This window comes from Microbacterium sp. (genome assembly GCF_031178525.1).
Taxonomy (GTDB): Bacteria; Actinomycetota; Actinomycetes; order Actinomycetales; family Microbacteriaceae; genus Microbacterium.
In genome coordinates this window covers 1-12,516 of sequence record NZ_JAPSJA010000055.1, presented here as the reverse complement: position 1 = coordinate 12,516, position 12,516 = coordinate 1, and the positions used below count along the sequence as shown (strand labels likewise).

Sequence of the window (12,516 nt, the reverse complement as noted above, 5' to 3'; positions counted from 1 at the left end):
GCGGAGCTGCTGCCCGGCGATGATGCGCTGCTCGCCCCCGAGTGGGTGCCGTGGGCCGTCCGCCTGAAGGAGTATCAGGCCGCGCAGGCCGCCGCCGCGGAGGCCGCCGCTGTCCCCGACGACACGTCGGAGGACATCGACGCCGACGATTTCGACGAGGACGGCTCGCCGATCCTCCACGCCGGCGACGTGGACGGGGTCGACATCGAGACGCTCGACGCGGATCGCGACGACACGTCGGACGACGAGTCGGACGAGGACGACTTCGACGACGACGAGTCGGACGACGACGACGACGATGAGTCGGATGACGACGACGATGACGACGAGTCTGATGACGACGATGACGACGACGACGACGATGAGTCGGATGACGAAGACGACGACGAAGACGACGACGAGTCGGATGACGACGAAGACGAAGATGACGACGAGGACGACGAGGACGACGACGAAGAGGACTGATTCCTCGCTCTGACGAAGAACGGCGCCCCGGAAGTTCCGGGGCGCCGTTCGCGTGTGCGGGTGCCGGGTTCTGCGGAGATGCCGGCTTCCCAGGAGCCCCGGGCGGATCCGGTCCTGAGAAGCCGACAACCCCTGAGAACGCGACGCTAGACGCCGGCGGTCTCGCGGGTGTGCTCGCGCGTGAGAGCGGGCTCGGCGGGCTGCTGCTTCGTCAGCGGCATCGTCCGGGTGTCGATCAGCGGGTTCTCGTCCTGCCCGGCGACGAGCTCGGCGGCCTCGGCGCGCGTCTCGACGGTCGGCACCGATCCCAGCAGCGGTCGGCGCGCCGACTCGCGCATCGTCAGCACGGCGACGCCGGCGACCGCGCCGAAGAACATGATGTAGAACGCCGGCATGTAGCTGTTCCCGGTCAGCTGGATCAGCCACTCGCTGAACAGCGGCGTGGTCCCGCCGAACAGCGACACCGACAGGTTGTACGCGATCGCCATCGCACCGAAGCGCGACGCCGTGGGGAACATCGCCGGCAGCGCCGCGGCGGACGGGCCGATCCACAGCGCCACGGGCACGCTGCACAGCAGGAGGGCGACGAAGATCGCCCAGATCGCGCCCGTCTGCAGCAGGGCGAACGCCGGCAGCATCAGCACGATCGTCGAGGCGGACCCGAGCAGGTACACGGGCTTGCGGCCGATGCGATCGGAGAGGTGGCCGACCAGCGGCAGGCTGGCCGACAGCACGATGAGCACCGGGACGGTGGCCATCGCTGCGAGCAGGTTCGACACGCCCACCTCGGTCTCGAGATACGTCGGCATGTAGCTCGTCAGCGCGTATCCGGCGGTGTTCGTGGCGGCGACGATCGCCATCGCGATCAGGATCTGGCGCCAGTAGTGGCGAAAGATCCCGATGAGGCCGTGCCGGGCGAACGGATCGGCGGCGTCCGGCTTCGTCTCGCCGGCCGACTCGGCGACCTCGTACGCGGGCGTCTCGGGGATCCGCGAGCGCAGCCAGATCGCGGCGACGCCGAGGGGAAGCGCGACCAGGAACGGGATGCGCCAGCCGTACTCGGTCATGGCGCCCGGCCCGGAGATCGACTCGACGATCAGCGTCGTCAGCGCGACGGTCGATGCGCCGGCCGCGAAGCCGAGGTACGAGCCGGCATCGAGCCACGACGACCAGTAGCCGCGACGACGATCCGGCGAGAACTCGGCGACGTACGTCGTCGCACCGGCGTACTCGCCGCCGGTCGAGAAGCCCTGCACCATCTTCAGCAGGTACAGGGGGAGGATCGCCCACAGGCCGATCTGCGCGGCCGTCGGCAGCACGCCGATCAGCGTGGTCGACGCCGCCATCATCGCCATCGTGAAGAACAGCACCTTCTGGCGCCCGATGCGATCGCCGATGGGACCGAGCACGGCACCGCCGAGCGGGCGCACGAGGAAGGACACGGCGAAGCCGAACAGGGTGACGAGCAGGCCCGCCTCGGGGGGCAGGCCCTCGGTGAACACCGCGGTCATCGTCACGGCCAGGTAGCCGTAGATGCCGAAGTCGAACCACTCCATGAAGTTGCCCACCACGGTGCCGGAGATCGCGGTGCGGATCCGGGACCGCTTCACGACGAGCACATCGTCGACGCGGAGCCTGCGGGACTGCCGCCGAGGCGCCCGGGGAGCGGGGGTCACCGCGACCGGATTGGCCTTGGGCGGCTCGGTGCTGCTGGGGGTCACGTTCATCACTCGTTCCGTATCGTTCGCATGCGTATCGACGGGCGCCGTCCGCGCAGGCGGCAGACACCAAAGCCACGAACATAGCCAAAGATGAGGTGGCCCGAAAACGCGGGTGCGTCGATTTGACAGCGAGTGAAGCGGCGTTACGCGCGGGCGCGTTAGCGACCGGATCTGAACGGCTCAGCAGAATCCCATGAACCGCGGCAGAGCGGCTCCGAGCCGCCCGGCGCGATCAGCGAGCGGTGTTGTCGAGAACGTAGTCGATCGAGCGGATCAGCTGGCGCACGTCATCCGGATCGATCGAGACGAACGTGGCCACGCGCAGTTGGTTGCGGCCGAGCTTGCGATAGGGCTCGATGTCGACGATGCCGTTCGCGCGGAGGGTCTTCGCGATCGCCGCGGCGTCGATCGACTCGTCGAAGTCGATCGTGACCACCACGGGGGAGCGGTGTGCGGGGTCGGACACGAACGGCGTCGCCACCTCGGACGCCTCGGCCCAGGCGTACAGCGTGCCCGACGACTCGGCCGTGCGCGCGGCCGCCCACGCGAGCCCGCCGTTGCCGAGGATCCACGCGAGCTGGCTGTCGAGCAGGTGGAGCGTCGCCAGCGCCGGGGTGTTCAGCGTCTGCTCGAGGCGCGAGTTCGCGACGGCCTGCGACAGGCTGAGGAACTCGGGGATGTAGCGACCGGATGCCGCGATGCGCTCGATCCGCTCGATCGCGGCGGGGGACATGGCGGCGAACCAGAGACCGCCGTCCGAGCCGAGGTTCTTCTGCGGCGCGAAGTAGTACACGTCCGTCTCGGTCACGTCGAAGTCGATGCCGCCCGCGGCGCTCGTCGCGTCGATCACCGTCAGGGCGCCATCGTCGCCGTGCACGTGGGTGACGGGGGCGGACACTCCCGTGGACGTCTCGTTGTGCGGCCATGCGTACACGTCGACGCCCGCGACGGGCTCGCTTCCGACGCGCGAACCGGGGGTCGCCTCGCGCACGTCGGGGGACTCCAGCCACGGCGCCTTGGCGGCCTTGGCGAACTTGCCGCCGAACTCGCCGAAGGTGAGGTGCTGGCTGCGGCGCTCGATCAGGCCGAACGCGGCGGCGTCCCAGAACGCGGTGGAGCCGCCGTTGCCGAGCACGATCTCATAGCCGTCGGGCAGGCGGAACAGCCCGGCGAGCTGCTCTCGGACGCTCGCCACGAGGTTCTTCACCGGAGCCTGCCGGTGCGACGTGCCGAGCAGGGTCGTCCCCACCGCCGCGAGTGCCTCGACCTGCTCCGCGCGCACCTTGGCGGGCCCGCATCCGAAGCGTCCGTCGGCGGGCAGGAGGTCGGCGGGGATCGTGAGCGTCATGCGCCCCAGCATATTGCCGGGACGCTGCGCTCCTCGCCCCCGTGACGCCCGCCTCCCGGGGCCTCCCCGGTGGTTAGGATTGCCTGAGTACGCGCGACCGCATTCTTCTGACGGGGCAGCAATGACCGACCTGATCGACACCACCGAGATGTACCTCCGCACGATCCTCGAACTCGAGGAGGAGAACATCGTGCCGCTGCGTGCGCGCATCTCGGAGCGTCTGGGCCACTCCGGCCCGACGGTGTCGCAGACCGTGGGGCGCATGGAGCGCGACGGTCTCGTGGTGGTCGGCGACGACCGGCGCCTCGAGCTCACGGATGCCGGCCGTCAGAAGGCCGTGGACGTGATGCGCAAGCACCGCCTGGCCGAGCGCCTGCTGTCCGACGTGATCGGACTCGACTGGGCGTACGTGCACGAGGAGGCGTGCCGGTGGGAGCACGTGATGAGCGAGCAGGTCGAGCGGCGCCTCGTCGAGCTGCTGGGTCACCCCACCGAGTCGCCCTACGGCAACCCGATCCCGGGCCTCGACCAGCTGGGCGGCGCCCCCTCCCACACCTTCGAGGAGGGCGTCGTGGGGCTCGTCAAGCGGCTCGACGCCGAGGGCGGCCCGATCCGCGGCACGGTGCGCCGTCTCGCCGAGCCGGCTCAGGTCGATCCGGACCTCCTTCAGCAGCTGCGCGAGGCCGGTGTCATCCCGGGCGCGGAGGGCGACTACCGCTACAGCGAGGGCTACGTGCTCGTGCAGATGGACGGGCAGGAGGGCGGCCTCGAGCTGCCCGTCGAGCTCGCCTCGCACATCTTCCTCGTCGACGACCGCGTCGCGGCCTGACCTGCCGCTGCCGCCGGCCCGGCGATCGCCCGAGGCGGTGGGATCGCTCCCGCCTCGCGGGAGTGCCAGGGGATTGACAGGGCTGGATCCGAATCCGAGCGTGACAATTCCGTTACCTTCCCGTAGTCTCGGGGGATACCCGGGGCCACCCCTTCCCGGGTTGCTCCGTGGGAAATCGCCTCAGCGGCTCGTCGTTCCACGGATCGCACACTGTGTGCCCCGACAACCCAGTGCTGACGAGCCGGCGGACCCGAACCGCATGGCGATGGAGGATCTACTTTGTCCGAAAACGCTTCGCTGCCCGAGCGCCCAGAAGAGAAGACGTCGACGAGTCTCGTCCGTGTCGACTCGGCCGCTCCCGCCCGTCCCGTCAATGTCCGCCGTGCGATCCGCCGAGCCGAGCGCGATGCGCGCCGTGCCGGCGCCGCCAAGGTCCGTCCGCTTCGCGCGATCGGAACCGTCGCCGCCGTCGGCGCGCTGATCGCCGGCGTCGCCTTCCCCGCCTACGCGGCCATCCAGTCCGAGGGCGAGGTCGTCTCCATGCACGACGTCGCCGCGGGTGCCGCGCAGTCGCTCGTCGTCGCCTCCGAGGTCGACGCTCCGAAGGTCGCCGGCTCGTCCTACGCCGCGACCACCCCAGAGGAGGTCGAGAAGGCCAAGGCCGAGAAGGCCGCCGCCGAGCGCGCCAAGAAGCAGGCCGAGGCCGCGGCAGCCGCTGCCGCCGCCGCCGCGAAGGCAGCCGCCAACTCGGCATCCACGTACGGGTCCGTCGCCTCCGTCCCCAGCGTGCCCGCGCCGGCCGCGAGCGGCTCGGTGACGTTCCCGCTGCCCGGCGGCTACACCGTCGGCCAGAGCCTCGGCTCGGGCCGCGGCCACCAGGGCCTCGACCTGCTGATCGCGACCGGCACGCCGATCTATGCCGTCGCCGACGGCGTCGTCGCCACGGCCGGCTACTCGGGCGCGTACGGCAACCTCGTGGTCCTGAACGCGAACGTCGACGGCTCGGCCGTCGAGGTGCGCAACGGTCACATGAGCTCGATCGCGGTCTCGCCCGGTCAGTCGGTCACGGCAGGCCAGGTCATCGGCTACGTCGGTTCGACGGGTCGCTCGACCGCGCCGCACCTGCACATCGAGGTCCGCGTCAACGGCGGTCTCGTCGACCCGCTCTACTGGCTGCCGATGTGAGCTGACCCGGCTCGCATCCTCGCCTCGACGACGCCCGCACCGATCCGGTGCGGGCGTCGTCGCGTCTCCGCCGCCGACACGCGCGCGAATTCATCGGCGATGGGCGTCGCAGTCATGCGCGTGGGCTACCCTGATCCCGTCGCCGACAGGTCACGAGGGAGGAAGGAGCTTACGTTGGAACGAATACCTCGCACCCGCACCATGGATGCGCTCGGGCGTTACGTCCTGCGGCACCAAGCTCTCTTTCATCACGTGCACGCGAGCCGCGGATCGGCCGCGGTCGTGGAGGCGTCGTCTGTCTAGACGGCGCCTTTTCTCGTCTCTGCACACCTTTCGACCTCGACGCGCATGCAAGTTCGTGAATCCCGGAAGCCGTCCGGGACCGACCTGGAGGATCTGGAATGCGCACGCTGGTACTGAACGCGGGTTACGAGCCGCTGGCGGTCATCTCGTTCAAGCGAGCCCTCGTGCTCGTGATGAGCGAGAAGGCGACCGTCATCGAGCACGATGAGGACGAGCCCGTCTGGGGCACGTCGGCCGCCTACGACCGCCCGGCGGTGATCGTCCTGACACGCTACGTCCGCGTGCCGACGACCCGCCGGATCCCGGTGACCAGACGCGGCGTGCTGCGCCGCGACGCCTACCGTTGTGCGTACTGCGGCAAGGCCGCGTCGACGATCGACCACATCCTGCCCCGCTCACGCGGCGGCGCGGACTCGTGGGAGAACCTCGCCGCGTGCTGCCTGCGCTGCAACAACGTCAAGGGCGACCGCACACCGCAGGAGATGCACTGGGAGCTGCGGATGACGCCGCGTCCGCCGCGCGGCACGGCCTGGACCGTGCGGGGCGCCGAGCGCGCCGATCCGCGCTGGGAGCCGTATCTCGCACTCGCCGCGTGACGCGCGGCGCAGGCCGCCCGTCGGCGCGCACCGACGACCGCTGACGTCCGACACCGCTCCGGGCAGCACGCCCGCCGCTTCGCAGCAGAAAGGGCCCATCGTGGCGAAGAAGACGAAGGCCGAGAAGGCCGCGGAGGCGGCCGTCGACGCGGCAGCCGACGCCGCCAAGGACGCGAAGAAGCTCAGCAGGACGCTGCCGAAGAAGGACGCGAAGAAGCTGCGCTCGCTCGCCGAGGAGGCCGCGGAAGCGGCGGATGTCTCGAAGAAGCGCATCGCGCGCAAGCCTCGCAAGGTCGAGAAGAACGCGTCCGCCGCGGTCGCCGCGATCGGCAGGGCGACCGAGCGGATCGAGTCGAAGCTGGCGGACAAGGCGGCCGAGAAGAGGGCCGCCGAGAAGCTGATGAAGAAGGCGCGTAAGCGCGAGAGCGAGCGCGCCGCGACGGTGGAGGCGTCCGGCTTCGGTGCGGCAGGGGAGCTCGAGGCGCCGAGCGCCGTCGAGACGTCGACCGAGATGGGAGCGCCGGGCGGGCCGGAGGCGCCGACCGGGCTGGAGGCGCCGACCGGGGTCGAAACGCCGAGCCAGGTAGCGATCAGCGAGGTCGGTGTTTCAGACGGCACCGACGGCTCGGATGAGGAGACCGCCGCGGCATCCCTTCCCGTCGAGGAGACAGCGAACGAGGAGACGCCCGCGGGCTCGGCCCCGGCCGACGTCGAGCCGGGCGAGATCGAGGCGCCCGCGCCTGCCGTCGCGCGGGAGCGTGCACCGGGCCGGCGCGCTCCCCAGGCCGCGGTCGCGCCGTTCGACGCGTCCAACCTGTCGTCGCTGACCGTCGCGGAGCGGCGCGCGCGGGCGCGCGCGCAGCAGCGCCCGGGGTACTCGCGTCTCACCAAGGCGCAGCTCCTCGAGCTTCTCTCCTGACCTCCCGTGAGCATCGCCGCCGCCGCGTTCGACGGCATCCGACCACGTGGGAGGCTCCGGGAGTGAGGCGTTTGGTGCGGGTGGTCCTGTGGGTCGTCGGCGTGATCGCGGTGCTCGCGGTCGGGGGCGTGGTGTTCTGGAACGTCAGTCCGTGGCCGGCCGTGTGGCTCATCCGGTCGGCGCCCGATCCTGCCGGCCTCGAGAACGCCGACACGGCGGCGAAGTACGTGCCGGGCGACATCCGTTCCGACCTGGACGTCGTGTACGACCGTGCGTCGGCCGACGGGCGCCTGGATGTCTTCCGCCCCGAGGACGCCGATGCCGCCCTGCCGACCGTCTTCTGGGTGCACGGCGGCGCGTTCATCGCCGGAGAGAAGGAGCCGCTGCGCAGCTACCTCTCCGTGCTCGCTTCGCACGGGTTCACGGTGGTGAACGTCGAGTACACGCACGCACCGGAGGCCGTCTATCCGACGCCCATCGAGCAGGTCGATCGGGCGATGACCCACGTCCTCGCGCATGCAGACGAGTTCGGGGTGGATCCGGATCGCCTGGTGATCGCCGGCGACTCGGCGGGCGCTCATATCGCCGCGCAGGCGACGATGGCGATCGCCCAGCCCGACTACGCGGCGCGCGCCGGGCTGCCGGCGGCCGTCGCACCCGACCAGGTCGTCGGCACCGTGCTGTTCAGCGGCCCCTACGATCCGACATCGGTGAACTACGACAACGAGACCTTCGGGTTCTTCATGCGCACCGTGATGTGGTCGTACTCGGGCACGAGGTCGTTCCTGCAGGACGACCACTTCCTCTACACGGCCCTGCCCGAGCACGTCGATCCGGCGTACCCGCCGGCCTTCGTCTCGACGGGGCCCGCCGACCCCCTGCTGACCCAGAACCGGGAGTGGGTCGAAGCGCTCGAGGCGAACGACGTCGACGTCACGACCCTCTTCTTCGACGCGTCGACGACACCCGACACGGTCGGCCACGAGTACCAGCTGGCGCTCGACACGCCGCAGGCGCGGGAGGCGATGGTCGCCCAGGTCGCGTTCCTGCGCGAGGTCACCGGCGCCGACATGAGGGAAGGCGTGTCGGACGGCTGGTAGCGGCCCCGGAGCCTGGTTCTCCGATCCGTCAGGCCGCCACGTACGCGAGGAGCATGGCACCTGTCCAGCCCGACCCCGCGCCGGGCGCCGCCCATATGCTGAAGCGCATGAAGACCTTCACGCTGCCCGGGACCGACCTCGAAGTGCCGAACGTCGTCCTGGGGCTGATGCGCATCCAGGACAAGTCGGACGAAGAGGTCCGTACCCTCGTGAGCACCGCCCGCGATGCGGGCATCACGTTCCTCGACCACGCCGACATCTACGGATCGGAGGTGCACGGCTGCGAGCGACGCTTCGCCGAGGCGCTGAAGCTCAGCTCGTCCGAGCGCGAGCAGTTCGTCATCCAGTCGAAGGCGGGCATCGTCAAGGACGGGCCGTACTTCGACTTCTCGTACGAGCACATCGTCGAGTCGGTGAACGGATCGCTCGAGGCGCTCGGCACCGACTACCTCGACATCCTGCTGCTGCACCGCCCCGACGCGCTCGTAGAGCCCGAGGAGGTCGCCCGCGCGTTCGACGAGCTCGCCGAGGCCGGCAAGGTGCGCGCCTTCGGCGTCTCGAATCAGACGCCGCGCCAGATCGACCTGCTGCGCAAGCACGTGTCGCAGCCGATCGTCGCGAACCAGCTGCAGCTGTCGATCACGCACGCGCCGATCATCGCCCAGGGACTCGCGGCCAACATGCAGGGCCTGGATCAGTCGATCGTGCGCGACGACGGCATCGTCGACTACTGCCGCCTGCACGACATCACGATCCAGGCGTGGTCCCCGTTCCAGGCGGGGTTCTTCGACGGGCCGTTCCTCGGCTCGGATCGCTATCCCGAGCTGAACGCCGTCATCGACCGCCTCGCCCAGAAGTACGACGTGCCGGCGGAGGCGATCGCGGTCGCGTGGATCACCCGTCACCCCGCGCGCATGCAGGTCGTGCTCGGCACGACGACGCCCGAGCGCGTCACCGCCGCCGCGCAGGGCTCGGATCTGCCGCTCACGCGACCGGAGTGGTACGAGCTGACCCGCGCGGCCGGCTACGTGGTGCCCTGATCGGCTGATCGAGGGGGAGCGGACGCCCCGGCCGACGGGAGGGCGAAGGGGCCGACCACGTCGTCCCAGCGCTGGAGCGTCTGCTCCCACCAGAACCACGCGAACAGCAGCAGCGCCACGAACTCGCCGACCAGCACGACGGGCGCGTCGCCGAACAGCGGCCAGCCGAGCCCGCGGGCGAGGAAGGCCAGCAGCAGGAAGACGAGATCGGCGGCCATCAGCACCGCCACGAGCCGGTAGACGGTGCGCTGCCGGCGCGTCGGCGGCGTCTCGTCCGCCTCGACCGGCTGCCAGCCGTAGACGAGCGGCACGACCGCGAAGCAGGTGAAGAACAGCAGCACGGCCGCGAAGTGGATCGAGCCGATCGGCCACAGGTTGAAGGGGAAGCCCTCGCGGAGGCCCGGCGCGAATGCGAGAGCGGCCAGGCCCAGCGCCGCGACCACCGCGACCGCGGACACGATGACGAACGAGCGGGTCGGAGTGATCCGCTTCCGCCGACGGATCGCGGCCAGCGCGACCACGACGACAAGGACGGTGACGACGTACGTCGCGACTCCCACGTAGACGGTGGACAGGATATCCACCGGGATGCAGGGCGCCGGCCCGCAGCCGAGCTCACCGGATGCGGGCGTCCGGATCGCGGTCGGCACGACCGCGATCACCGGGGCGAAGAGCGCGGCGGCATCCAGGAAGGCGCTCGGGGCGCGCCGCCCGGACAGCGCGAGCAGCGCGACCGACGCGGCCACCAGCACGCCGACGAACACGGGACGCGCGGGCGTGTAGAAGTAGTGGCTGATCGACGGCAGCACCTGCCAGCCGAGGCGCAGCGGCGTCCAGGACACGACGACCGTCTGGATGGCGACGCCGAGGAACAGCACCGCCACGAGCAGCACGAGCGACAGGCGCAGATAGCGCTGCGTCTGCCGGGCCGACGACGCGGCGTCGTCCGGTTCGCGGGTCGGCGCTCCCGTGGTCACGGCCGGCGTCTGCGCGAGGCGGGGCGTCAGCCGCGACCGCCGGCGCCCTCCGCCAGGCGCACGAGCAGGCGCATGGCGTGATCGACCGTCGCGCCGAGCACCTCCTCCGGCCCGCCCTCCAGCTGCAGGTGGTCAGCGCCCGAGCCGTCCGCCGTCGCCCAGCCGAGGTACACGGTGCCGGCGTCGTGGCCGTCCTCCGGGTCGGGCCCGCCCACACCGGTCGTCGCGACGGCGATGTCCGCTTCCAGCAGCGCCCGGACTCCGGTCGCCAGCGTGCTGGCGCACTCGGCAGAGGTCGGGTCCGTTCCCTCCGGCACGCCCAGCAGGTGGGTCTTCACCGGCATCCGGTACGCCACCACGCCGCCGGAGAACCACTCGCTCGACGACTCGCCCTTGCCGACCTCGCTCGCCAGGAGGCCTGACGTCAGGGACTCGGCGACCGCCACGGTCAGACCGTGTGCGCGCGCAGCCTCGCTCAAACGCTCGATGGAAGTCTTCACGGATCCACCCTGTCACCCCGAAGGGAAACTCCGGGTCCGCTTGACGCGGGGGCTGTCTTGCTGACAGGGCGGAGGGCCGACATCCGGTCGGATAGCGTCGAGGTGTGACGCCTGAGTCGATCGAGCCTGCGGCCCTCGGAACCGACGCGAGCGATGTCTCGCCCTGGTCGATTCGCGCGGAGGGCTTCGACGAGTCGCGCCTGGGGCGGCGCGAATCCGTCTTCACGCTGTCGAACGGGCATATCGGGTGGCGGGGCAACTTCGACGAGGGTGACCCGTCGGCGGAGCCGGGGAGCTTCCTCAACGGCGTGCATGAGCTGCATCCGATGCCCTACGCCGAGCCCGGCTACGGCTACCCCGCGCGCGGACAGGCCGTCGTGAACGTCACGGACGGCAAGGTGATCCGCCTCTTCGTGGACGACGACCCCTTCGACGTGCGGCGGGGGCGCCTGCACCACCATGAGCAGCGACTCGACCTGCGCGACGGGGTGCTGCGACGGTGCTCGCGGTGGACGTCTCCGTCGGGATCGACCGTGACCGTCGAGTCGGAGCGGCTCGTCTCCCTCACGCACCGGGCGGTCGCGGCGATCCGCTACACCGTGACGGCGGACGAGCAGCCGGTCACGATCGCCGTGCAGTCGGAGCTCGTGGCGAACGAGCCGCTGCCCTCCGTGCATCCGGATCCCCGCGTGCAGGATGCGCTCGATCCGGCGTTCGCGGCTGCGGGACACCACACGCGGGGCGACTCGGCCACGCTCGTGCACCGCACGTGGGAGAGCGGCATCCACGTGGCCGTCTGCATGGATCACGAGACGTCCGGCGACGCGGCGCACTTCGAGCTGCGCACCGAGGTCTCGGACGATCTCGCCCGCACCACCATCCGGGCCGAGTTGGCGCCGGGCGCCGGGCTCACGCTGGTCAAGTACGTCGGGCACGAGGAGGCGAGCCGGGTGTCCGTCCCGGCGCTGCGCGACCGGGCGGAGGAGGCCGTCGCCGACGCGCGCCGCGTCGGGTGGGACGGGCTCGCGGCTGAGCAGCGCGCGACGCTAGACCGCTTCTGGCATCGCGCGGATGTCGTCGTGGACGGGGACGACCGGCTGCAGCAGGCGATCCGGTTCGCGCTGTTCCAGGTGTTCCAGGCCTCCGCGCGACTGGAGGGCCGGTCGGTGCCGAGCAAGGGGCTGACGGGGACGGGATACGCGGGTCACACCTTCTGGGACTCCGAGGGCTTCGTCCTGCCCGCGCTGACGTACCTGCATCCGGATGCGGTGCGCACGGCTCTGCAGTGGCGGCACGACATCCTGCCGGACGCGCGCGCTCGCGCCCGGGAGCTGCACTTGGAGGGCGCCGCGTTCCCGTGGCGCACGATCGACGGCAGGGAGAGCTCGGGGTACTGGCCGGCCGGCACCGCGGCCTTCCACAACAACGCGGCCATCGCGGCCGCGGTGTGCCGCTACGTCCGCGCCACGGGGGATGTCGACTTCGAGCGCGACGCCGGTGCCGAGATCCTGATCGAGACGTCCCGCCTGTGGG

Annotated in this window: 11 protein-coding genes and 1 pseudogene; 7 read left to right on the top strand and 5 right to left on the bottom strand. The window is 70.8% G+C overall.

Features of this window, described 5'->3' with window-relative positions:
• The 3 genes from RIF89_RS05685 to serC all read right to left on the bottom strand — a co-directional run.
• Positions 1–594 (bottom strand): hypothetical protein (locus RIF89_RS05685; protein ID WP_309068169.1); only part of this gene is annotated, 594 nt, incomplete at its 3' end.
• A 17-nt stretch (positions 595–611) separates the two neighbouring features.
• On the bottom strand, positions 612–2,192 hold the full coding sequence (locus RIF89_RS05680; protein ID WP_375294436.1) for an MFS transporter: 1,581 nt from the start codon (positions 2,190–2,192) through the stop codon (positions 612–614).
• A 226-nt stretch (positions 2,193–2,418) separates the two neighbouring features.
• Positions 2,419–3,534, bottom strand: a complete 1,116-nt coding sequence (gene serC, locus RIF89_RS05675) for a phosphoserine transaminase (protein WP_309068167.1) — start codon at positions 3,532–3,534, stop codon at positions 2,419–2,421.
• 121 nt (positions 3,535–3,655) lie between these two features.
• On the opposite strand from serC, the gene RIF89_RS05670 reads away from it, so the two are divergent.
• The 6 genes from RIF89_RS05670 (at position 3,656) to RIF89_RS05645 (ending at position 9,506) form a co-directional block, all read left to right on the top strand.
• The gene (locus RIF89_RS05670; RefSeq protein WP_309068166.1) at positions 3,656–4,363 is read left to right on the top strand and encodes an iron dependent repressor, metal binding and dimerization domain protein; all 708 of its coding nucleotides are present in this window, start codon (positions 3,656–3,658) and stop codon (positions 4,361–4,363) included.
• 279 nt (positions 4,364–4,642) lie between these two features.
• Positions 4,643–5,548 (top strand): M23 family metallopeptidase, encoded by a 906-nt coding sequence (locus RIF89_RS05665; protein WP_309068165.1) that lies wholly within the window; start codon positions 4,643–4,645, stop codon positions 5,546–5,548.
• Between the two features lie 401 nt (positions 5,549–5,949).
• The gene (locus RIF89_RS05660) at positions 5,950–6,447 is read left to right on the top strand and encodes an HNH endonuclease (protein ID WP_309068164.1); all 498 of its coding nucleotides are present in this window, start codon (positions 5,950–5,952) and stop codon (positions 6,445–6,447) included.
• A 100-nt stretch (positions 6,448–6,547) separates the two neighbouring features.
• Positions 6,548–7,366 (top strand): hypothetical protein, encoded by an 819-nt coding sequence (locus RIF89_RS05655; RefSeq protein WP_309068163.1) that lies wholly within the window; start codon positions 6,548–6,550, stop codon positions 7,364–7,366.
• A 62-nt stretch (positions 7,367–7,428) separates the two neighbouring features.
• Positions 7,429–8,466, top strand: a complete 1,038-nt coding sequence (locus RIF89_RS05650; protein ID WP_309068162.1) for an alpha/beta hydrolase — start codon at positions 7,429–7,431, stop codon at positions 8,464–8,466.
• Positions 8,467–8,573: 107 nt separating this feature from the next.
• Complete coding sequence (locus RIF89_RS05645) at positions 8,574–9,506, top strand: aldo/keto reductase (RefSeq protein WP_309068170.1); 933 nt, start codon at positions 8,574–8,576, stop codon at positions 9,504–9,506.
• On the opposite strand, the gene RIF89_RS05640 is transcribed toward RIF89_RS05645, so the two are convergent.
• Both RIF89_RS05640 and RIF89_RS05635 read right to left on the bottom strand, forming a co-directional pair.
• The gene (locus RIF89_RS05640; RefSeq protein ID WP_309068161.1) at positions 9,491–10,483 is read right to left on the bottom strand and encodes a hypothetical protein; all 993 of its coding nucleotides are present in this window, start codon (positions 10,481–10,483) and stop codon (positions 9,491–9,493) included. The two genes, RIF89_RS05645 and RIF89_RS05640, sit on opposite strands and share 16 nt — an antisense overlap.
• Before the next feature lie 26 nt (positions 10,484–10,509).
• On the bottom strand, positions 10,510–10,983 hold the full coding sequence (locus RIF89_RS05635; RefSeq protein ID WP_309068160.1) for a CinA family protein: 474 nt from the start codon (positions 10,981–10,983) through the stop codon (positions 10,510–10,512).
• Positions 10,984–11,087: 104 nt separating this feature from the next.
• On the opposite strand from RIF89_RS05635, the pseudogene RIF89_RS05630 reads away from it, so the two are divergent.
• Positions 11,088–12,516 (top strand): annotated as a pseudogene (locus RIF89_RS05630) (family 65 glycosyl hydrolase); the annotation flags it as partial.